The sequence below is a fragment of the Bacillus sp. B25(2016b) genome, from assembly GCF_001679765.1.
Classification (GTDB): domain Bacteria; phylum Bacillota; class Bacilli; order Bacillales; family Bacillaceae_G; genus Bacillus_A; species Bacillus_A thuringiensis_K.
Genome location: NZ_CP016285.1, coordinates 4,624,236 through 4,647,241 on the forward strand (window position 1 = coordinate 4,624,236; position 23,006 = coordinate 4,647,241).

Sequence of the window (23,006 nt, forward strand, 5' to 3'; positions counted from 1 at the left end):
AGCAGACTCACAAAAAAAGAGTATATAGACTTGGAAGTTTCTCTTATTTTACAAGCAAAAAGAAACGAGCAGTCGGGTATATTTCAGACACCATACACGTAACGGTTTAAACAACCGATCATCTTAGTTACTCTTCAATGATCTTTTTATAAAAAGATACGTACAATTAAAACTCACTTCAATATACTATACCTACCTTTTTGACTTCCAAATCATCTTATTACATAGGGAGATGAACATATGAATCAATATATACGATATACAATAGCTGTCCTGTTTGCTATTATCGGCGGAACAATCTGCTTCTGGACAAACACTCAGCTTGGAGAGAATATCATTTTTAATGGAATCGAAACACTTGTAAGCGCTTCAATTTTAGGCGGATACATTTACTTCCTCTTCAATCCAGAAGAAAATGCTCAAAAAACAATGTTATTAACAATGATTGGAATCGTTGGTGGATGTATTTCCTACTCAATGACAAACTATACATTACCACTTCAATTAAGCTCAGCTTTCTTCCACGGTCTATGGACTTGGTTCATTGCATTCTGCTTAGCAGACGTATTCAACCTATTACAAGACAATGAAGAAGATAGCGGTCGCCAAATTGAAAGTAACTCTTAAGCTGGAAGGAATTCTTCCAGCTTTTTTATGTTGGTTTGCATACCCCGGTTAGTATCTACCGTAATATATCAGCGATTCTCCAAATATATCGGCGATTTTTTCATTATATCGACGGTTCGACACATTATATCGACTTACCGACAATTTTCGGCAACCTATTTATGCTCTATACCCCGTCACCACAATAAAAAGAAGCTACCCAACGGCAACTTCTTTTCCACATACCCCACTTCGTATTCACTTAAATATATCAACGATTTTTCAAATATATCGATCGTTTCTCCACTTATATCAACGATTCGGCACAAAATATCGTTTTAACGACAATCTTCGACACTCGAAACGTACAACATACCCTATCCCCCAAGCAACTTACTGCCGAACTCTACGATTAAAAAGATAATTAATAGGATCGCGAGTATCTTTAATGCTACATATGCCACTTTAAAAACAACATAAATGAGCAAGACTATCAAAATAATTGATAAAATTTCCATATTTACTTCCTCCAAGCTGCGCTCTTCTTATCTTATTTTACTCGCCCTAGGCTGTTTATGGAACGGCATAAGATGACATAGAAAAAAGAGGATACCTCACCCATCGTAAGATACCCTCTTCTTTAGCTGCTCAAACCATTCTCTCTCTAATTGTAAATATCCCATTTCACTCTTCTCGGCGCTCTTTAATTCTTTATCAGCTTTCCTCATATAAGTACGGGATGCTTCCATATCGCCCTCTAAATATTTAATAATTCCTTTTGTACGGTAATATCCGTTTAGATCCATTTTTGTAATGGCCTTTGCATGTTCCTTTGCTTCTTGCAAAGAAAGACTATCCATCTCATAAAGTGCTTTATATAAAAGGTACCAACTATGAAAACTACTAACGAAAAACTTATTTTCTTTCGTTACAGGTAGTTGAACAATTCGTTCTATATGCGGTATCGCTCTTTCCATTCCCTCTTGATCTGCACGAGCAAAAAAGACAAGCATAAGTCTACTCATTATCTCTCTTATCTCTTTATTCTCTTTTATTTTCTCCTCACTAAGTTCTACTAATCTTTCATCCCAATCTTTCGGTCTTTTATAACTAAATAACTCACTCGATATTTGAATCTCATATAAATGATTTCTAGCTCTTTCATCATCTTTAATTAAAATAAGAAATTGCATCCCATCACTCATAAGCGTTCCTTTTATCGGCACAATTGTAACCGCAAAGATTGCAAAATGGAAAAAGGAAAAATATAAAAGATATTGATAATAACTTACCATGTATATGTAACCAAAAGTAATACCAAATAGTAAATTCGTAATCGGTCCACCTAAAGTGAGCCAAGCCCATTTTTTCGAAAGATTCGGTGTCTCTATAGAAGGTGGTACTAATGTTGCAACGCCTCCAAAGTACGCCCATAATTTATTTTCTCGAATGCGTAATTTTCCTTTTTCTTTTTGAATAGTAATGGGTCCTACTGTTATAAATTTAAATGTCAAACCACCTATTACACCAAATACTACATGCCCTAGCTCATGAATGGCTAACACTAACAATGCAATCCCAACTATTGCCCACAGGTTCAAAATTACTTCTAATTTCCCAGTTCGGATTACTCCGTATAAAATGGACAGAATTAGCGCCACTGTCATTGAGCCAGCTGGCCTTCTTAAAATATCCACCTTTTTCTCCCCTTAATAAATCATTTTTCTCTGCATTTCGTACATGAACTTCCCGAGATGCAATATCCAAATAAATGAGATTAAACCAATTAACACAAAATCGATATCACTAGCAGCTGTATATATAACAGCAGCCCACCATACATATGCCAATATTGTATTCGTAAATTCATATGCTTTATATCCAGCCTCATGCACAATGTGCTTTAATCCTTCATCTGCGTTTTTCGTCCACATTTTCATAGATTCCATATATGTTACACCTTGTTCAGGATATAGCTTATTATAACGATTTTTTGTTATGAGTCCGATAATTACTACAGTAGTTAAACAAGCAATAGAAGCTACTAAATTCCACACCGCAAATGAAACATTTGTATCTTGCAACAGTGCACGTCTACATGTAATAACTGCATATACAAACCATGCCTGCGTAACTATATCACCTACACGTAAATATATACTTATAATGCCTAATTTTCTGCCTTGCACGCTCTCTTCTTCATCGCGTGCCTCTGCTAACATACGTGTATTCTTCCAAGTGTAGTACATCATTAAGATTCCAAAAATAGTACATATACCTATAAATGTATTGGATGATAATTTTCTCGGTTCATCCGAGAGTAAATTTAAAGCTATATAAGACGTTAAAAAACCACCCAGCATACTTAATGCTATTTTCCCTACAGAATCAAATTGTTTTTTTTGCTTACTCTTCATCGTCCTCTTCCCCCTCTACTAACGTAAATATTTCCTCCACCGATACGTTGAAAATTTTTGCGATTTTTAACGACAATACGATAGATGGCGCATAATCCCCACGCTCGATTAAACTAATCGTTTGCCGCGATGATCCAATCGCTTTCCCTAAATCCCCTTGTGATAAACGATGCTTTGCTCGCAATTCCCTCACTCGATTTTGAAGCTTCATGTCTTCCCTCTTTTTCATTTATTTAATTAAAATTGTAAATAATATCCTTATTTTTGTCAATTATAATTGTCATTACGACTATGATAATTGACAAAAATAAGGATATCTTATGATAGAAATAACCTATATAATGAATGTGAAATATTAAACAAAGGAGATTCCATATGAAGAAAACATCTACCTTTTCTTACATTCTTACTAAGCTTACAGCAGCTTTCTTGTTATTATTACTTATTAGCACGCTTCTCTTAACAACTAGTCAACCAACACTATATAGTTTCTTAACTGGATTACGCGAACTACTATATGTTCCCTTCGTTCCTATTCTTGCTGCATATGCAATTTTTTGTTCTATTTGCATCGATAAATTGAAATTAAAAACACATACAAGACTAAAGACATTATTCCTTTATATTTTTTGCGGCTATTTATTTTTTCTTCCCTTCCTAATATTTAAAGAAGCTAGTCTAACACAGTTCTTGTACCTCGGATCAATTGGAGCATTATGTTCTCTTTTTTTCTATTTATGTATAGTTATAGCAACAAAATTTAAGTGGATACAATATGTCGTCCCAGGCATTATGCTTATTATATTTATCACAATCAACTTTATTGATTTAGAAAAGGTTGGAACATCAAAAGAGCAATGGGTCGAAACAATAACAGATAACTCTTTCGAAGCATCTTTTCAACATTTTAGTGGTGAACATAAAGTCCCCATTGAGCTAAAACGAGGTGACATATTAGAATTCACCATTGAATCACAAGCTGAAAATCCAGATGGCTACATGGGAGACGTAAAAATGGCTAGTGAGTTTCAAGAGGAAGAAAATTATTTAGCTTCAGTCGGCCCTAATACATACCATTTCGCAGCAATTAAGACCGGAACTTACTACATTATAGTTAACGGACACCAGTTAAAAGGAAAATTAAAAATAAACTGGAACATAAAATAAAAAAGGCAGTGCGTCTGCACTGCCTTTCAAAATTTTGACATAGAATGGATTTCATATTAACTTGCGTTTTGTAGTAATACTCGTTTTAACTGCTTACGGAAACGAATACCTAACGTAACCGCTACAATCACAATCACCCCAAAAATGATTTTACCGATGTGACCTTCTAGCGCCCCAAAAATATCATGTAAGTTGCCACCTAACCAGTAACCACCAATTAAGAAGAATGATACCCAAAATAGAGCACCTGAGTAAATTGTAATGGCAAAACGACGGAATGGTAAGTTAATAATTCCTGCAAAGTATCCTGTGAAATGACGTACACCAGGAATAAAGAAACCAATAAAAATTAAGAAGTACCCATACTTATCAAACCACATTCTCGTTAAGTCAATTTTTCTTTGTGTTAAAAATACGTATTTTCCATACTTTTGAATGAAAGGCATACCTAATTTATTTCCTAAAAAGTATTGAATCGTCATTCCTACACTTGTCCCAATAAAGGATAGAATAATTAAAATCGGTAAACTTAAATCACCCTTATGTGCTAAAAATCCCGCATATGCTAATGTTGGCTCTCCCGGAAACGGAAGTGCAATATATTCTAACAGCAAGCCGACAAGTACAACATAGTACCCGTATTGCTGAAATAATTCATGAATCCATTCCATGTCATCTCTCCTTTCAGTCACGTACAACTTCTTACTATTATTGTATAAAAAAATTGTCGAAATAACTATCACAATAGCTTACATTTTTATTACATTTTTGTAAGGGTCACACTAATGATTTTCGTTCTTTATTAAATAGTAAAAATCATTTTTTAAGTCGAAATAGCGAAAAGGTACATTAATAACATGCAGATTTCATCCATTTTTTAGCACTAAAAAACCTCTCTTATTTTGTTCTCAATAAAAAACCATCACAAACTCATGCTAACTTCATATTAGCTTCATATACGTATTGTAAGATTATATCGGAATTTGTTGAAAAATTTAACCAATATATGACTAAGCATTAATTTGAATAAATATAAGTCGTTTTTCGAAATTGAAAAAAGGGTGAATACGAAATGGAAGCATATAAAATGCACGATTTTATTAATACAAATGTTGAATCTCATCAAAATGAAACCGTTTTTAATTTACAAATATGTGAAACAAGTGAATTTGACGTAAGTTTAACAAAATCTACAACACTATCTTTTATCGTTTCAAAAAAGAATATTAAAATTGTCACGAAAAAATGGATTAATTCAAATCAAGAAAGCATGATTGGCAAAAGCTACATCATTCCAACAAAAGCTTTTCACTATTTCTTACCAATCATTTCTGAAAATGAAGATGAGCTAAATATTCAAGTTCAAAGTTTTGGACTACGTGGTGAGCTTTTATTAAATGAAAGATTACTTATTGATAACAACAAACATAACAGCAAAATCACTACATTCTTTGAAACATTAGATGAAAATGTAAATAAAGCATTACGAGGATTACAACTTCATTGTATGTAAGACTATTACGATAGTAAAAGGAGAATAACAATGAAAAAATTATTATTAAGCGCACTATTATCATTAGGATTTTTAACTCTTCCATTCGCTAGCACAGAGGCAGCTACAACGAAAGATCAATTAATCGTAGATACTCAGTTAAATAAAATGGATTATTATCAGGATGGAAAATTTATAAAAAGTTTTACTGTCGCTACTGGAAAAGCAGCAACACCTACACCTAAAGGCACTTTTCAAATCGTAAATAAAATTAAAAACCGCCCTTATTATACAGGCAAAATTAAAGGCGGCGATCCACGTAATCCACTTGGTGACCGTTGGCTTGGATTAAATATGGCAGGAACTTACGGAACAACTTATGCGATTCACGGAACTAACAATAATCAAGCAATCGGCAAATGGACAACACTTGGTTGTATTCGTATGTATAACAATGATATACACTGGTTATTTGAGCGCGTTCAGCAGCAAGCTACCGTCACTGTAAAATAGCCTAAAAACAAGATTTATGTGTAGCCAAGAATTTTATGTCTTGGCTTATTTTATTTATTCATTTACAGTAGCAAAACAACTGTATTTACATATATAATAGGAATAGATTTGATTAGCTAATGTCTAAACATTGATAAACGTAGATATTAAAATTATACAGTTATAATATTTTATAAATTTTATAATACATACTATAATAGAACTACTGTAATTCTGAACTATTCAGTAACACTAAACTATTCCCCTTGCTACCTTCATGATTATTTTATAGCGGGGGCTTATTATATGTATAAACAATCTGAGTCACTCGAAAAATGATGAATTCGAATATTGCAGTAAAAAGCGTTATTTAGGAGGTGTTACTATGACGCATATACTGGTGATTGAAGACAACCCAGATATACAAGAACTTATTCGTGAATTTCTAATGGCACAAAACTTTACCGTTGATGTAGTTGGTGCTGGAACAGAAGGTATTCTTCTTTTCCAAAAAAATTCATACGATCTTGTCCTCCTCGATGTAATGTTACCAGATATAGATGGCTATAGTATTTGTAAAATTATGCGAGGACAATCTGATGTACCAATCATTATGTTAACAGGCTTACATAATGAAGAAAGTGAAATTAAAGGATTTGAATTAGGTATTGATGACTATATTACGAAACCGTTCCATTACACTGTATTTATTAAGCGTGTAGAGGCTGTATTAAGAAGGGCAGCAACGAAGGAAGCAGAAGCTGCAACTATACTACAATTCCATGAATTGATGTTAAACTCTACAGCATATGCAGCTTATGTTCATGGTAATCAAATTGAATTGACAACAAAAGAATTTGAAATTATTTATACTTTACTGCAAAATCGAGGAAAAGTATTATCAAGAAGTGATTTGTTGAATAAGGTATGGGGCTATGAACATTATGGTGATGTAAGAGTTATAGATACACATATTAAAAACTTAAGAAAAAAATTAGGAATTCCTTATATTAAAACGGTGAAAGGCATTGGCTACAAAATCGAATCGTAGCAAAGACAACATCACCAAAAATATTTTCATCAAAACCTTATTATTTTGTATTCTTTTATCACTTTGTCTTTATCAAATGATTTACTTTCTAGCTTCAAACTACGATAAAGAACGTTTTGCAAAAGAAAATGGAACGCCGACTACAGAACAGGCCGATTCAGATAAGCAAAACGACGAAAGTAAAACGACGCAAAATAAAGCTGTATCAAAGGGGAGCATTTCTAATTTCCAATCTTCTATTATAGATTATAAATCTCTTTCTACGGCTATCAATCACCTTTTGCAGCCTAGCCAAACTGCAAAGGCAAAAGAACATACACAAAATCTTTCGGGGAAAAATAGCACTTCTAATCTGCCTATAGAAGTAGAAAAGAAAGCTGCTAATAATGATGCCTTACATACACAAAATGCAGCAAGTAAAACAAATGATACAAATGATAATCCAAAGTTAGCAGATGCGTTGCAGCAATTAGCTCCACATATTGGCGCGACAATGCTTGCATTATCACTACTCGGATCTTTAATTTATACAAAACTAATTGCCAAACCTTTTCAATATATGAGCGATGCTTTAAAAGATATTATGAACCTTGATTTCTCAGATAAAAAGCTACTTAACAAAAATACAGATCAAACAGATTTTAATTTGCAAGTAGCCGCTTCACAAGTACCAAATATTGTGAAGAATTTACATGCAAGCAATCAAGATTTAAGAAATGAGCTCAAAAAGGAAAAACAATTAGAGCAATCTCGTAAAGAATTTATGTCTATGGTATCCCATGAATTAAAAACACCAATCGCAGCCGTTATGGGACAGCTAGATGGCATGATTCACGGGATTGGAGCTTATAAAGATAGAGATAAATATTTAAAACGTTCCTATGAAATGATGCAAGACATTAACATATTAACGGAAAAAATGTCGGAATTATCCAAAATACAGAACCCTCAATTTAAACCAGATTTAAAAGTTATCTCATTAACTAACATTATTGAGGACGTTATGAAGAAGGTGGATTATTTCGTATCTGTAAAGCAATTAAATGTTCAATCTAACATTAAACAAGATGTACAGGTTTTAGCTGATCCTACATTTATTCAAACTGCTATTTTTAACATCATTTCAAATGCAATTCATTACACAATTGACCATCAGCATGTATATGTAAAACTTTATGAAAAACCAAACGGTTATGCATTAGAAGTATTAAATACAGGTTCGCAAATTGATGAAGATAAACTTGCTCATTTATTTGAGCCTTTCTATCGCGCAAACCCTGGCAAACATGGTTTAGTACAAGGTAGTGGTCTTGGATTATATATCGTGAAACAAATATTAGATAAACATCAGTTTCCTTATGGGATACAAAACACAGCTCAAGGTGTAAAATGCTCCATTGTATTCCCAAAAGCAATGTAACATTCACTATAATTACATACCCCAAACTCATACTTCATGTGTGAGTGGCGGAATTTTGTAGAGTATCTTACTCTGTTTCGTTCGCCCGTTATCCTTATTTGGATAGCGGGCGTTTTTTATTACTTAAAAGGAGGATTTTTTATGGAGAAGTTTAAATATTCCTTGCTCGTTTTATTTGGTGCTTGCAGCTACGGCATACTTTCAACTATTTTCAAACTCGGATTCCTAAATGGATTTTCAGCACATCAACTATTAGGAGGACAATATGTCTTCGGATGGATTGGACTTCTTCTACTCGTTCTTTTCTTTTCACGTCATAAAGTAACAAAAAAACAATTCTTTTCATTACTAACCGTCGGAACAACAATGAGTATGACGGGGATTTTCTACGCTATTTCTGTAGAAGAACTACCCGCATCTATCGCTGTCGTCCTACTCTTTCAGTTCACTTGGATTGGTGTCATTATCGAAGCCATTGCAAATCGGACATTTCCAATCCGCGATAAGATCATATCTATCCTTATTTTATTTGCTGGTACATTGTTTGCAGGTGGTGTATTTGAAGGCCTCGGACAAAGTTTTTCTACGAAAGGGATTATATTTGGACTATTAGCTGCCGTCTCTTTTTCATTCTATGTTTTTGCAAGCGGACGCGTTGCTACCGATGTTCCGCCTTATACGAAAAGCTTTCTTATGACAACAAGTGCGACTCTTATTGTATGTCTATTCTTCCCGCCAACCTTTTTAACAGATGGTGCCCTGCAAGCCGGTCTATGGAAATATGCTTTCTTCCTCGGATTATTCGGCGTTGTTGTACCTGTCATTTGTTTTTCAATCGGTGTACCAAAGGTTGGAACAGGACTCGGTACAATATTAGGTGCAGCTGAATTACCAACTGCTATTATCGCTTCTATTACACTTGTACATGAAGTCGTAACATTCATGCAGTGGATTGGAATTATTTTTATATTGATTGGGATTTTCACTCCCCAGCTGCTTACAGCTAGGAAAGCAAGGAAACATAATCGCGTGCATAGCGCTTGAAAAAAATGCAGAATTTATCTGGAGGTATAAATGACTATTTTAAGCATCGTATTTTTTGCTATTATGTGTATCTTCTTCCTAATAAGATATATGAAAGAAAAGAAATTTTACGATTTACTTCTCATTCCCGTTTGTATATATGCAGGAGCAGTGAAAACTCCTTTCGTAGAGTACTTAAACTTTAATACTACATTTAAAATAACGTATGATATTGCAGCTATTATTCTTGTAATCCTTGCTGTACTTTTCTTTTTGAAAGATAAGAAAGAGAATCATACTGCATAACAAAAGACCTTTCATTTACTTGAAAGGTCTTTTTCTATATTTCACGTTACCGCTCCATACAGCTTCTCTATCTCATGTTCAATTTGTTTTACATCGATTCGCTCAAATAATGGCTGCACGCTATCAATTCTACTTGGCAACGTATTTTGAGGTTCCCAATTTCGTTTCACAATCGATAATGTGTTTCTAACCCTTTCACTTGAAAATGGTAAAAACGGTTCAAGGAGATTTGCAAAATTAGCGATAAGATACACACAGTTATAAATCATTTCTTCACACGAAACTGGATCATCTTCTCGTTGTTTCCAAGGCTGCTTTTCATCAAAATATTTATTTGCAAAACGGACTGCATCAAATATTGTCTCTAACGCCACCTTAAATTGAGTTTGCTCAATCGCCTCTCCTACATATTTATATAATCCTTCTACTTTATCTTTCAGCTCTACCTCAATACTTCCCTTCGGCACGATACCACCATAATATTTTTCAATAAACTTTAATGTCCGGTTCACAAAGTTCCCGTATGCACCTAATAATTCACTATTATGACTGTAAATAAATTCCCGCCATGAAAAATCAGTATCGCGATTTTCTGGTGCATTGACGGTTAAAAAGTAACGAATAGAATCTGGATCATAGCGTTCTAATATGTCAGGCACCCATACTGCCCAGTTTTTACTTGTAGATAATTTTCTTTTTTCAACTGTTAAATATTCATTCGAAACGATATGACGCGGGCTTGCTCCTTCCCCTATTCCAAGTAATACCGCTGGCCAAATGACGGAATGAAACGGAATATTATCCTTTCCGTGCACATAATATGTTTTCGCTTCGCTATCCCAAAACTCTTGATCATCTTTCCCTGTTTTTTCAGCCCAATGTTTACTCGCTGAATAATAGCCTGTCACTGCTTCAATCCATACGTAAATTTTCTTATCTTCATACCCTTCTACTGGAATTGGTACCCCAATTGGTAAATCACGTGATACGGCCCTATCTAGTAATCCTTCCTTTACATATCTCTCTGTTAGTTGAATCGCATTGTCGCGCCATGTCCCTGTTTGTTTGGCAATTTCTACAGCCCTTTTAATTTGCTCCTGAAATGTATGCAACGCGAAATAGAAATGCTCTGTTTCCTGTACAGATGGTGTACTACCACATAACTTACATTTCTTTTCTAACAAATCGAGTGGATCTAAAATAGCTGAACACGCATCGCATTGATCTCCTCTTGCTGCTTCATGACAATGCGGACATATTCCTTCTACATAACGATCCGGTAAAAATTGCGTACACGTTTCACAATATGCTTGTTCCACTGTTTTTTTATAAATATAGCCTTCTTCTAATAAACGTAAAAAAACATTTTGAACCGTTTCATGATGATGCTCGCTAGCGGTATGTGTATAGCAATCATAGGTAAAACCTAGGTCATGAAAACATCTCTGGAATTCTTCATGATACTTATTAGCAATTTCTTTCGCTGTCACACCTTCTTGTTTTGCCCTAATTGCAATCGGTGTTCCATTACAATCACTCCCTGAAACATACAACACATTCTCACCTTTTGCCCTATAATAACGCGCTAAAATATCTCCTGGTAATAAACTTGCAATATGGCCAAGGTGTAACGAACCATTTGCATACGGCCAAGCGCCTCCAATAAAAATACTCATCTTATATTCCTCCTTTAAAATATAAAAAGCCCCGCCCTTATCTTAAAAAAGATAAGGGCGGGGCTGTATAAACAGTCGCGGTACCACCTTATTTCGCTAATTACTCACATAATTAGCCTTAACAAGTACGGAGCTCTATGCTCTTATACTGTGGTTTTGATAACGAGTACCAACTCTCGTCGCCGCCTACTATTATCATTTGATAAGTTCAGGACGAAGCTCAAAGGCCATTGTTCAAATGAATATTCTTGCTTCTTCTCAGCTACCGAAGCTCTCTGGAAAGAATGTGTTCATCCTACTTTTCCTTTTCAACGCTTTTACGTATAACAAGTATTGTACGACTTAATCACAGAAAAATCAAACTTTTATCCAGAAAGAAAAGGAAATCCCATCCTCTCACCGAATACCTATACGTTCACAAAAGGAGTGATAACATTGAACCAAAAACAACTAAGCACTATAAATGAAAAAAGCTGGAATGCAGCTGCCTATGAAGCTTGGACGAATCGCCATGGGGCGCCGGAGGGTTATGCGAAAAAAATTATGGAAGATCCCACGCGCGAGGTAGCACATTATTTACCTTACATACAATCTCCAAAAGGAAAATGTATTATTAATTTACTCGGCTCAAAAGGAAATAAAGGTGTTGCTCTCGCCCTTTTAGGAGCTGACGTAACAGTTGTTGATATTTCAGCGAGTAATGCAAAATATGCAAATGAACTTGCTGCCGCCGCAGACGTCTCTATTCATTACATCGTTTCTGATGTACTAGATGTAAATCTCTCCAAATCATTTGATATCGTATTGCTGGAGCTTGGTGTACTTCATTACTTTCTAGATTTAAAACCACTCTTTCAAAAAATTGCTACTTTACTTAAGCGAGATGGAATGCTTATCCTTCGTGACTATCATCCTGTTTACACGAAATTATTAGGAGTCAACCACCCATCATTTCAGGCCCATGGAAATTATTTTGATGAAGAATTAATTGAAGATGATGTTGCTTATAGCATCCTTCTTACAGAACCACAGAAAGAATCGTTACCTAAAACAACCATCCGTCGCTGGACGCTAGGAGAAATCATTACAACACTTGCGGAAGAACGTTTTAAAATTGAAAAACTAGTTGAAGAACATGGGCCCCATCAAAGATGGGTCTTCCCTTCTACTGCACCAGAAGGAATCGAAGAACGTATCCCTGGTCTATATACAATAATTGCGACAGCATGCAAAAAAGGATCCCTTCACGGATAGGATCCTTTTTGCATGCTCACGCATATAAGTTGAGGTTGGAGATTACCATAATTCTGTAGAATAGGACACAAGATATTTCAACATTTCGTCTCTGACTTACGTCGTCAAAAAGGGGTATGACCAACATAACGAAGAGTAATGTTTTTAGTTGATATTGATAATCGTTATCAACTAATTAGAAGTATACATGATGTCATTTCAAATTTCAATAGCATTTCTAATATTTATTTATGAATTTTATGATATGCAAATGTATACATTTTAAGAACTTTTTCTAATACCAATCTGACTCCTTCCATTATCTGCTATAATTTTCATTGAACAGATTAATAACTTCATAATAATGTTTTTATTAATTTCGTTTTAAAAATCTATAAATCATAATAAATAGTTTAAATGAGGGTAGGGGTAACGATGAAATATGTTAGTATTCGAAAAAAACTACTGTTCACACTCTTAAGCATTTCTTCTTTATTTAGCATTGCTCTTATTGTTATTCTTTCATTCGCCATGAATCAAGCAAGTGAAATCGAAACGTTAAAAAATGATGTATCAAAAAGAGCGACGATTTTAAAAGAACGTGGCGATTGGTTCCAAGCACAAGTTGCTGGTTTACAAGAATATTTACTATCACATGATCAAAAAGGATTAGATAAGTTCAACCGAGAAGGGAAAAAATTAGCTGATACTAGAGAGAAAGTAACAAGTGACAAGAAGCTCCCAGAAGGAATGAAAGAAGCTATTTTAATGGGGGGAAAATGGCGTAGCGTCATAGATAATGAGGTACTCCCTCTTGCGCGTGAAGGAAAATGGGACGAAGCATCTAAAATTGCTTTAGCACAAACAGATTATGTAAATGATCTTTTAGGTCGTTTTAATAAATATACAAATGAAGAAAATGAGAAACGTGACGCATTAATTGCTGACGTCGAGTCTTCTTCATCACTTATTCAATATATTATTTTCTTCTCACTCATTGCATGTACATTAACGTCTATCTTATTAGCATGGTGGTTCTCTGGTAAACTCGTTAAACCAATTCGACAAATTGATGAGAAGTTAAAAGAATTAGCTTCTCAAGATGGAGATTTAACGGCTAGATTACACGTAACAAGTAAAGATGAAATTGGTGACATTGCAAATTCCTTTAATCAAATGCTCACTAACTTACAGCATATAATAAAACAAGTTCAACAAACATCAACAAGTGTAAAAGAAGCTTCCGAAAATGTATTTATCGAAACAACCGCTTCTATGGAAAATACCGCAAGAACCCAAGAAACTATGAATGCTCTTGAACACAATATTCGTTCACAAGTTTCTAGCATTGAAGAAAGTTCAACCGCGATGGATGACATGGCAACGAGTGTTCAGCGTATCGCTGAGTCCGCCTCTTCTGTTACTAGTTTAGCTGTCACAACGTCAGAAAAAGCAGATGATGGGAATAAAGTCATTGAGAAATCTATTACACAAATGCATACAATTAACGAAGCTGTTAACGCTACATCACAAGTAGTTGAGCGACTCATTACACATACAAATCATATAGATACTGCACTTCAATCTATTTCGAATATCGCCGACCAAACAAATTTACTCGCTTTAAATGCTTCTATTGAAGCAGCTCGTGCTGGTGAACACGGAAAAGGATTCGCTGTTGTTGCCGATGAAGTTCGAAAACTTGCTGAACAATCTCAACTAGCCGCAACTGACATTAACCATTTACTGCATCAAATTCAAGCCGATACAAAAATAGCAAATGACATGATGACACAAGGTCAAGCAGAAGCTTCTGAAGGAATTGCTGTTATTCGTACTGCCGGATCTTCATTCTCAGAAATTGTTAACCACATTAACAAAGTCTCTACGCAAATGCAAGAAATGTCTGCAACTGCTGAAGAGATGGCTGCAAGCTCTGAAGAAATGAACGCAGCTTTAAATAATATCGCTTCTATTTCAAACGAAGTTGCTGCAGAAACATCACAAACCGCACATTCGGCTGGTGATCAAGTAAACAAAATGAGTATCGTGGCTAAAAAATCATCTGAAATGAAAACAATCGTACAAGAACTTGAAGTTCTCGTCTCTCATTTCAAAACAAACGCTTAAAGTGAAAATGACACGAGCTCAAAGGTATAGGAAAGAAAGTTTTACAGTCTCTCTTTTTTCACTTTAAAATATCTCTTTCTATCTCTCATTCCGTCTGCTATAATTCCTAAAGGAAATAAGAAAGCTTTATTCCAACCGGAGTAAAGCTTTCTTTCAATTTTTTACATTTATTAATTCTAATACTAAGATTTCACAAAGGAGGCTTTTAATCATATGAATTTTGTAAGTATCAGAAAAAAACTTATGTTCATGATGGGAACGATTTGTGCTTTATTTGGTATCGCCTTAGCTTTTATTTTATTTTTTGCTATTGATCAATCTCGTAAAGCTGAAACATTACAAAAAGAAATTTCTCCACTGGCAACAGAATTGAAAGAACGTGGAGACGCTTATCAAGTACAGCTCTCTGCTTTAAGAGGTTATTTACTACAACATGATCAAGTCGAATTAGACAAGTTTAATGAGATGAGTAAACGTCTTGAGGATTCAAAAGATAAACTTCTTTCTAATCCAAATCTTTCTTCGTCCGTAAAAAGCACAATGGAATTAGGGTCTACTTGGAGAAAGTTCGTTGAAGAAAAAGTATTCACTCTTGCAAAAGAACAAAAATGGGAAGAAGCTTTACAAGTAGCTTCTTCAGAAAACGGAACTGTCTATAAAGTAATTGGTGACTTCACAAACTACAGTAATGAACAAGCTAAATTACGTGAACAATCTATTGAAAAAATTGATCAATCTGCACTCTTAATCGAATATGTTATTTTCTTATCACTTGTTGTATGTATTATCGTTGCAATTATTCTTGCATGGTGGTTCTCTGGTAAACTGGTGAAACCAATTCAACAAATTGACACGAAACTAAAAGAATTAGCCTCTCAAGAAGGTGACTTAACGGCACGTCTACAGGTAAATAGCAACGATGAAATCGGTGCTATCGCAGCATCATTTAATAAAATGTTAGAAAACCTACAACATATCATTAATCGTGTTCAAAAAACATCTGTGGAAGTACAAACTGCTTCTGAAAATATGCTAGAAAAAACGAATACATCACGTGAGGCAACATTAAGAGTCCAAAGCTCGATGTCCAACTTAAATGCAAGTATTCAATCACAAACTTCTAGTATGGAAGAAAGTTCAACTGCAATGGATGATATGGCAGTAAGTGTTCAGCGTATTGCTGAATCTGCTTCATCTGTAGCGGAACTTGCTGTTGCCACATCTGAACATGCTAGCGATGGAAATACCGTTATCCAAAAATCTGTTTCACAAATGACAACGATACATGAAGCTGTAAATGCTACGTCAGAAGTGGTTGAACGTCTAATCACTCATACGAAATATATTGATACTGCTGTACAATCTATTTCTAATATTGCTGAGCAAACAAACTTACTTGCTTTAAATGCTTCTATTGAGGCAGCTCGTGCTGGCGAGCAAGGAAAAGGATTTGCTGTCGTAGCTGACGAAGTTCGAAAACTTGCTGAACAATCTAAAACAGCTGCAACAGACATTAATCAATTACTACATCAAATTCAAAATGATACAGAAACTGCTAGCTCTATGATGTCTCAAGGCCGTTCTGAAGCATTTGAAGGTATCAATGTTATTCGTGAAGCTGGTACTTCTTTCACAACAATTGTGGAACAAGTAAATAAAGTATCTACTCAAATGCAAGATATATCAGCAACTGCTGAAGAAATGGCTGCAAGTGCTGAAGAAATGAATGCTTCACTTAATAACATCGCTTCTATCTCTACTGAAGTATCCAGCGAAACTGCCGCAACGGCACAATCTGCTGAACAGAAAGTTATTGTTATGAATGAAATGACAGTAACTGCTAGAAAAATGAAACAAACAGTTGAAGAGTTAGATCAGCTCGTATCTCATTTTAAAACAGAATAGATGTTCAAAAAATATCCCTCTTGCGAAGAGGGATATTTTTTTGAGCTCATTTCCTGCACATTATGCTCATTTCCGTTATAATGAGAATCGATATCATTAGAATGTAGGAGGGGCTGCTTATGTCACAAGAAGCATTTGAAAATAAATTATTTGCCAATTTAGAAGCTGTTATTGACCCTGAACTAGGTGTTGATATCGTTAATCTTGGATTAGTGTATGATGTTACAGCAGATGAAAATAATAATGCTGTCATTACGATGACTATGACTTCTATCGGTTGTCCAATGGCTGGGCAAATCGTATCAGACGTTAAAAAAGTATTATCAACGAACGTACCTGAAGTTAATGAAATAGAAGTTAATGTCGTTTGGAATCCGCCCTGGTCGAAAGAACGTATGTCACGTATGGCGAAAATCGCATTAGGTATTCGCGACTAAATAAAGTGAAAATTTCATCATTTGCGGATAGCGGGATAAAGAAAAGACCTGACTAGGATGTCAGGTCTTTTCTCTTATTATTTTACACCTACTGCATCATAAGCTTTCGTTACAGCTTGTACAGCTTTAGAGTTTTTACCATATAAATCTTCAGCTGACTGAAGAGCAGCTTGACGCATCATTTTGAAGTCAGAGTTTGCAGTTAAATATTTCGTAAGAGCACGGTAGTAAATTTTTTCTGTCGCTTCACGGCCCACTCCAGTTACTTTCACGCCGTAATGATCTCCGCCTTCAGATACTAAGTATGCAGCTTTATTGTTAATACTGCTGTTAATATGAACGCCGCCATTATCAGCTGTTCCAGTATAACGTTTACTATAGTGATCTGGGTAACCTTCACTTGGTTTTAATGGGTTTGGAATAGACGCTGGGTCTTTAAGAGAGCGAAGCGCATCACCAGGTTTATCAGGTGTATAAATGTCAGCACCTAAATCCCAGCTCTTCTTCTCAACCATAACACCCATAATATCAGATAACGATTCATTTAACGCCCCTGACTCATTTTTGTAAACAAGGTTTGCTGTATGTTCAGTTACAGCATGCGTTAATTCGTGACCGATAACATCAAGTCCAGCAGATAATGGAATGAATGTTTTTCCATCGCCATCACCATACATCATTTGCACACCATTCCAAGCTGCGTTATTCCAGCTCTCCCCTACGTGAACAGTTGAAATAAGCTTCGCACCTTTATCATCGAAAGAGTTACGATTAAATGTCTTTTTGTAGTAATCATATACTTTTCCTGCATTTACATGCGCATCAACTGCAGCTTTATCTTCGAAGAACTTAGATTTACTTTCAACTTCTTCTCCTGTATATCCAAGAATTTGTGAGAATAAATTAAACCAGTTCTCGTCCATATTTTCTGCATCAAATGTGTGAACACCTTGTCCTCGTTTACCATCAAACAAGTTGAATTGTCCTGTTTTCGTATCTTGAGCAATTTCAAATGATTGTCTAGCACCTAATACTCCGTAACCAAATCCAGTAATGTTATCTACAGCGTTATATTTCTCAATAACATTTCCATTCGTTGCATCAACAAAATAATGCCAATATCCTGGAGCTGGTTTTGAAATCGATGCCTTAACTAAGTATGCAAGGTAGTAATTACCGTCCTTTTCATATACAAATAAATCTTTTTTCACACCGTCATAACTCTTTACTTTACCAATTTCTTTCTCAATATCTGCCTTTGCAATTGTTTCTGCTTGTTCCGCACTAATGCTTGCAGATGCAGGAATATTTTTATCATCTAAATTCGGAATAACTTGTCCGAAGAATGCTTTTACATTGTTCTCTTTATCAAGTGTAACAGTTTGATCAGAACCGTACACAGGGATGTTATTATGTTTCTCAACTAGCTTCACATGTGTCGTATCAGATTCAGCGTCTTTTTCTTCTCCAACGATATTAAAATGCTTTTCAATATTTCCTGCTAATTTAAACATATCTTTCTTACTCTCTAAGTATTGAAAGACCGTCTCTTTTTTATCTAGTCCTTCCGGTGCTTTCCATTCTTCACCTATGTATGCAGGTGTTTTAAATTCTTGATGATATTGAATTTTTTGTTCTTCCGCTTTCGTTGTCGTTGCCCCAAACGTTCCAAATCCCCCGGCGATAACAGTTAACGCTAATGCTGATGAAATGACTTGCTTTTTCACTATAACATTCCCCATTCCCATAAAGATTTTTGACACTTTTATACAATTCTGATTTTTACAGCTCATACCTCTACCGAAAATTTGAGAAACATTTTTCAGACAATTCCAATCAAAAAAAGAGGACATCCGATAGGATGTCCTCTTTTTTTACGCATTTTATTGTTTTTTCAATTCAATTGCTAAATAGTGTGATTGCTCTTTCGCTTGAATGTGAATATCTTCTCCTACAGATTCTGCTGCATCCCGCATAACAAATGTTTCACCATTTATTACACTGCTTCCTTCAATTTGTACAAGGTACAATTGACGGCCTTCTTTCACTGGAAAATGAATTTCTTTTCCAGCCTCTAATGATAAAGAATATAAATTCGCATCTTGGTGAATTTGAATTGGTGCATTTCCTTCTACTGAAGACACCATATGGAACCATTCATTTTCACGCTTGCTCCAATCAAATTTAAACTCACCGTAGTTTGGTTTATGATCTGCACGGTCTGGTAAAATCCAAATTTGTAATAAACGCAGCGTTTCATCGCCTAAATTATGCTCGCTATGAAATACACCCGTACCAGCACTCATATATTGAACATGTCCACGCTCAATCGTTCCGCGATTTCCCATGCTGTCTTCATGTGTTAAAGCACCATCTACAACGTAAGAAATAATCTCCATATCACGATGTGGATGCATATCAAAACCAGTTTGCGCCGCTACTAGATCATCATTAATAACACGTAACGCTCCGAAGTTCATATTATTTGGATTATAGTAATTGGCAAAAGAAAAATGAAAATGTGTATTTAACCAACCATGATTTGCTCTGCCCATATTTTTATGATCAACTTTTCTAAACATATCCTTCACCTCATACTATCTCGAATTCGAGATTTATTCTAAAATTTTTTCTTACTGTAACTTTTTTAGTAGTTTTAATAATTGCTTTTGTTCCTCTATATTTAAATTATGAAACTTCTCTGCTTGGAACGTTTCTTGAGGTGGGACGATTTCCTCATATAAAGCTCTTCCCTTTTCTGTTAAAGAAATATATTTCGTAGTACCCTCTTGTTCACGCAAAATCCACTTAAGCTGCTCCATTTTATTTAAAAGCTGCGTTACATTTCCTTTCGTAACAAATAGCTTATTTCCAAGTTCTTGCTGCTTTAAACGATCATGTCCTCCAACTTGAGCTAACACATCAAACTGGGCGGCAGATACATTCCATTTTTTTAAGTGCTGATTCGTCTCACGAATACTCTTATTATAAAAACGTGACAAACGAAACCATAATAGTAGCCCTAGTCTATCTTCTGTTTTCATTTCATCACCTCGCTCGTTTCATATCATTAGTTTAGAACTAAACTTAATGAAAGTCAAATACTTATTTTTAATAAGTACAAGGAAAGCACAGCGCTATTTCTCCACTATGCTTTACATTAACTTTCTACTCTTATATTCATCCAATTTCCTCTCCGCGAACTTCCTCGCATCTTTTTCAATCCATCGCTCTTCGTACCGTTCACTTCCCACATACAATATATCTCTCTTATGCTGCATCGCATGGCGAAATTCATGCAGTAGCGTTTTGAGAACTTGCTCATACTCTTCCCACATACAAACGAAAATTAATTGTTTTTCTTTATGATAAAAACCACCTACTGGGAATAGAAACTCTTCTTCCTCTTCCCCTAATGATAGAAGCACATCGTTTGCATCACACGTATCACAAAAAATAACGGGCGTTTTACATACTTCAATAAGAGAAAATAAATCCTCTCTTAGCTTTTTGACATCCCAAGGAAGCTCCGAATCCAACACATACCAATTCTCTACCTGTTGATATACATTTTGAAACTGGAGTTCCATTTCTCTTTTTTCCCCTTTCCAAGCACCCTTTTTCTATATGTATGCCACAATATGGTAAATATTAAACGTATTCTCTTACCCTAAAAAAATGACAATAAAAAGAACCTATATCAGCATAGGTTCTTCTAAATTTTAAATTTTTGTAGCTTTCGTATCCCACTTAAAGATTTTATTTAAGAATTTATATACATTCTTCGACTCTTTTGTCAGAAGTGGGCCTAAAATGGATAGTATAAGCACGTATAGTGCTGAGAATGGTTTCAGTACTGACATTAAGCCACCGGCGATACCGATATTAGCCATAATGATGGAGAACTCTCCTCTTGAAACGATTGTTAATCCGATATTTGTTGATGCTTTATGAGATAATCCAGCTTGTCTTCCCGCGATCATTCCTGCTACAAAGTTACCGATTATCGTAAGAAGGACAGCGCCTAACGTTAACCATATCGCTCCGCCTAATGAGAACGGATCAATACTTAACCCGAAGCTGAAGAAGAAAATAGCTCCGAAAAAGTCTCTAAATGGAACAACAAGATGTTCAATTCGGTCACTATGCTCTGTCTCAGAGAAAACTAATCCTAGAAGAAGTGCTCCAATTGCTTCTGCAACGTGAATTGTTTCTGAAAAACCAGCAATGAAGAATAAAGAAGCAAATACTACAATAATAAAGATTTCATCTGAGCTAATATTGAGCAATTTATTTAATAACGGCGTAGCCTTTCTAGCTACTATAAAGAATAGAAGCATATATCCTAAAGCAATTCCAATTGAAGTAAGGGCACCTAAGAAGGAAGCGTGATCCCCTAGTACTAAACCAGAAACAACTGATAAATATACAGCAAGGAATATATCTTCAAACATAATAATTCCTAAAATTAATTCGGTTTCATTATTACCAGTTCTTCTTAAGTCCACTAACACTTTAGCAACGATAGCGCTAGAAGAAATCGTAATAATACCCGCTATAATTAAGATTTCTAGTAATGGGAATCCCATTATAAATCCGTATAACAAACCAAGTGAAAAGTTAATTAAAATATAAATCGTTCCGCCAATCGCAATAGAGCGTCCAGATTTAATTAGTTTTTTCATTGAAAATTCTAATCCTAGATAGAATAGAAGGAATAGAACCCCAATTCGTCCAAGGAAGGAAATTACACTTGCACTTTCAATAAATTTGAGATTGATAACACCTATTGTCGGTGCATGCGGTCCTACTAACATTCCAAGAACGATTAGAAAAGGAATTACTGAGAACTTAAATTTTCCAGCAATTACTGCTGCAATTGCCACTAAAACTAAAGCTGTACCAACTTCAAAAATTAACGTATCCATCTAATCAGTCCCCCCTATTTGAAAGTAATTCATTAATGATTTTTTTAATTTCTTCTCTCTCACCTGAAACTACAAGCATATCTCCTTCTTCAATTACTGTTTCTGGTCCTGGATTAAATAGCTTCTTCATGTTCTTCTTCATAACTGCGATTATCGTTACGCTATATGTTTTTCTTATTTCAAGATCGCCAATTGTTTTTCCGATTGCTGGAGCTGTATTCTCTACTTTAAACCACTCAATTGCTAAACCTTCAAAAACCATCTCAACATTTTCTAACGCCCTAGGCTTATATACCATTCCACCTAATATTGCTGCAATTTGTCTTGCCTCTGAGTCACGTAGTGAAATACTTGAGATGCTTTCTTCATGGTCTGAATCAAAATGATACATTTCTCTACGTCCATCATCATGAATAACAATTACCATCTTTTCGTTACCTTTCGTAACGATTTGGAACTTATAACCAATACCCGGAAGTTCACTTTCTCTAATATTCATTTTTAGCTCCTCCATAACTTATTTATTTTAATTTTCTGTTTTTCTGTCTTTTATTCATCCAATCAGCTTTAGAAATTCTAACCACTCAGGATATTTGTGATTTGGAAATCTTTTATTGTAATAATAAGTGGACCCTAAAAAGATACTTAAAGATGTAATGATAAAAAATATATTACTTCTCATTTTCAAACTCTCAAGGCTTACTTTCAATAAAGAATCTTCTT

General features: G+C 35.0%; 24 protein-coding genes and 1 other annotated feature. Of the genes, 12 read left to right on the forward strand and 12 right to left on the reverse strand.

Annotated elements, in window-relative coordinates:
- Positions 1-240: 240 nt before the first annotated feature.
- Positions 241-627 (forward strand): DUF3938 domain-containing protein, encoded by a 387-nt coding sequence (locus tag BAQ53_RS23805; protein WP_001077773.1) that lies wholly within the window; start codon positions 241-243, stop codon positions 625-627.
- Between the two features lie 356 nt (positions 628-983).
- On the opposite strand, the gene BAQ53_RS23810 is transcribed toward BAQ53_RS23805, so the two are convergent.
- The 4 genes from BAQ53_RS23810 to BAQ53_RS23825 all read right to left on the reverse strand — a co-directional run bounded on the left by BAQ53_RS23810 (position 984) and on the right by BAQ53_RS23825 (position 3,234).
- The gene (locus tag BAQ53_RS23810; RefSeq protein ID WP_000404758.1) at positions 984-1,124 is read right to left on the reverse strand and encodes a DUF3985 family protein; all 141 of its coding nucleotides are present in this window, start codon (positions 1,122-1,124) and stop codon (positions 984-986) included.
- Between the two features lie 96 nt (positions 1,125-1,220).
- Positions 1,221-2,273, reverse strand: coding sequence for a site-2 protease family protein (locus tag BAQ53_RS23815; RefSeq protein WP_002164230.1), 1,053 nt, complete (start codon positions 2,271-2,273; stop codon positions 1,221-1,223).
- A gap of 42 nt (positions 2,274-2,315) precedes the next feature.
- A complete protein-coding gene (locus tag BAQ53_RS23820; protein WP_000837683.1) occupies positions 2,316-3,023 on the reverse strand; it encodes a DUF3169 family protein in 708 nt (235 codons plus the stop codon).
- Positions 3,013-3,234 (reverse strand): helix-turn-helix transcriptional regulator, encoded by a 222-nt coding sequence (locus BAQ53_RS23825; protein WP_000776161.1) that lies wholly within the window; start codon positions 3,232-3,234, stop codon positions 3,013-3,015. Before BAQ53_RS23825 ends, BAQ53_RS23820 begins: the two co-directional genes overlap by 11 nt.
- A gap of 164 nt (positions 3,235-3,398) precedes the next feature.
- On the opposite strand from BAQ53_RS23825, the gene BAQ53_RS23830 reads away from it, so the two are divergent.
- Positions 3,399-4,190: a hypothetical protein gene (locus tag BAQ53_RS23830; protein WP_208906301.1), complete on the forward strand. Its 792-nt coding sequence runs from the start codon at positions 3,399-3,401 to the stop codon at positions 4,188-4,190.
- Between the two features lie 56 nt (positions 4,191-4,246).
- Here the strand turns inward: BAQ53_RS23830 and BAQ53_RS23835 are convergent, their stop codons facing one another.
- Entirely contained in the window at positions 4,247-4,861 is a 615-nt protein-coding gene (locus BAQ53_RS23835) for a DedA family protein (protein ID WP_000454751.1), read from the reverse strand.
- Between the two features lie 401 nt (positions 4,862-5,262).
- On the opposite strand from BAQ53_RS23835, the gene BAQ53_RS23840 reads away from it, so the two are divergent.
- The 6 genes from BAQ53_RS23840 to BAQ53_RS23865 all read left to right on the forward strand — a co-directional run bounded on the left by BAQ53_RS23840 (position 5,263) and on the right by BAQ53_RS23865 (position 9,974).
- Entirely contained in the window at positions 5,263-5,703 is a 441-nt protein-coding gene (locus BAQ53_RS23840; protein WP_000388768.1) for a DUF3978 family protein, read from the forward strand.
- Positions 5,704-5,733: 30 nt separating this feature from the next.
- Positions 5,734-6,195: a L,D-transpeptidase gene (locus BAQ53_RS23845; protein WP_000735062.1), complete on the forward strand. Its 462-nt coding sequence runs from the start codon at positions 5,734-5,736 to the stop codon at positions 6,193-6,195.
- Between the two features lie 364 nt (positions 6,196-6,559).
- Positions 6,560-7,225, forward strand: a complete 666-nt coding sequence (locus BAQ53_RS23850; RefSeq protein WP_000148833.1) for a response regulator transcription factor — start codon at positions 6,560-6,562, stop codon at positions 7,223-7,225.
- Positions 7,203-8,645: a sensor histidine kinase gene (locus BAQ53_RS23855; RefSeq protein WP_208906302.1), complete on the forward strand. Its 1,443-nt coding sequence runs from the start codon at positions 7,203-7,205 to the stop codon at positions 8,643-8,645. The genes BAQ53_RS23850 and BAQ53_RS23855 overlap by 23 nt, the downstream gene beginning before the upstream one ends.
- Positions 8,646-8,786: 141 nt before the next feature.
- Positions 8,787-9,689 (forward strand): EamA family transporter, encoded by a 903-nt coding sequence (locus BAQ53_RS23860; RefSeq protein ID WP_000410489.1) that lies wholly within the window; start codon positions 8,787-8,789, stop codon positions 9,687-9,689.
- A 30-nt stretch (positions 9,690-9,719) separates the two neighbouring features.
- Positions 9,720-9,974 carry a hypothetical protein gene (locus tag BAQ53_RS23865; protein WP_000154129.1) on the forward strand — a complete coding sequence of 85 codons (255 nt, stop codon included), beginning with the start codon at positions 9,720-9,722 and terminating at the stop codon, positions 9,972-9,974.
- A gap of 41 nt (positions 9,975-10,015) precedes the next feature.
- On the opposite strand, the gene metG is transcribed toward BAQ53_RS23865, so the two are convergent.
- Positions 10,016-11,650, reverse strand: coding sequence for a methionine--tRNA ligase (gene metG / locus BAQ53_RS23870; protein WP_000021583.1), 1,635 nt, complete (start codon positions 11,648-11,650; stop codon positions 10,016-10,018).
- A 50-nt stretch (positions 11,651-11,700) separates the two neighbouring features.
- Positions 11,701-11,971 (reverse strand) — a binding site (T-box leader).
- Positions 11,972-12,085: 114 nt separating this feature from the next.
- On the opposite strand from metG, the gene BAQ53_RS23875 reads away from it, so the two are divergent.
- The 4 genes from BAQ53_RS23875 to BAQ53_RS23890 all read left to right on the forward strand — a co-directional run bounded on the left by BAQ53_RS23875 (position 12,086) and on the right by BAQ53_RS23890 (position 17,355).
- On the forward strand, positions 12,086-12,904 hold the full coding sequence (locus tag BAQ53_RS23875) for a class I SAM-dependent methyltransferase (protein WP_208906303.1): 819 nt from the start codon (positions 12,086-12,088) through the stop codon (positions 12,902-12,904).
- 414 nt (positions 12,905-13,318) lie between these two features.
- Positions 13,319-15,013 carry a methyl-accepting chemotaxis protein gene (locus BAQ53_RS23880; protein WP_089148698.1) on the forward strand — a complete coding sequence of 565 codons (1,695 nt, stop codon included), beginning with the start codon at positions 13,319-13,321 and terminating at the stop codon, positions 15,011-15,013.
- A gap of 213 nt (positions 15,014-15,226) precedes the next feature.
- Positions 15,227-16,918 carry a methyl-accepting chemotaxis protein gene (locus BAQ53_RS23885; protein ID WP_001012198.1) on the forward strand — a complete coding sequence of 564 codons (1,692 nt, stop codon included), beginning with the start codon at positions 15,227-15,229 and terminating at the stop codon, positions 16,916-16,918.
- 119 nt (positions 16,919-17,037) lie between these two features.
- Positions 17,038-17,355 (forward strand): metal-sulfur cluster assembly factor, encoded by a 318-nt coding sequence (locus tag BAQ53_RS23890; protein WP_000076418.1) that lies wholly within the window; start codon positions 17,038-17,040, stop codon positions 17,353-17,355.
- Positions 17,356-17,432: 77 nt separating this feature from the next.
- Here BAQ53_RS23890 and nprB read toward each other — a convergent pair whose 3' ends face one another.
- The 6 genes from nprB to BAQ53_RS23920 all read right to left on the reverse strand — a co-directional run bounded on the left by nprB (position 17,433) and on the right by BAQ53_RS23920 (position 22,782).
- Entirely contained in the window at positions 17,433-19,082 is a 1,650-nt protein-coding gene (gene nprB / locus BAQ53_RS23895) for a neutral protease NprB (protein WP_208906304.1), read from the reverse strand.
- Between the two features lie 156 nt (positions 19,083-19,238).
- Positions 19,239-19,937, reverse strand: a complete 699-nt coding sequence (locus BAQ53_RS23900) for a pirin family protein (RefSeq protein ID WP_000488930.1) — start codon at positions 19,935-19,937, stop codon at positions 19,239-19,241.
- A gap of 51 nt (positions 19,938-19,988) precedes the next feature.
- Positions 19,989-20,399, reverse strand: a complete 411-nt coding sequence (locus BAQ53_RS23905) for a MarR family winged helix-turn-helix transcriptional regulator (RefSeq protein WP_208906305.1) — start codon at positions 20,397-20,399, stop codon at positions 19,989-19,991.
- 111 nt (positions 20,400-20,510) lie between these two features.
- Positions 20,511-20,945, reverse strand: a complete 435-nt coding sequence (locus BAQ53_RS23910) for a DUF3920 family protein (protein WP_000422801.1) — start codon at positions 20,943-20,945, stop codon at positions 20,511-20,513.
- Between the two features lie 132 nt (positions 20,946-21,077).
- A complete protein-coding gene (locus tag BAQ53_RS23915) occupies positions 21,078-22,283 on the reverse strand; it encodes a cation:proton antiporter (protein WP_000380229.1) in 1,206 nt (401 codons plus the stop codon).
- 4 nt (positions 22,284-22,287) lie between these two features.
- A complete protein-coding gene (locus tag BAQ53_RS23920; protein WP_001026075.1) occupies positions 22,288-22,782 on the reverse strand; it encodes a cation:proton antiporter regulatory subunit in 495 nt (164 codons plus the stop codon).
- Positions 22,783-23,006 lie beyond the last annotated feature (224 nt).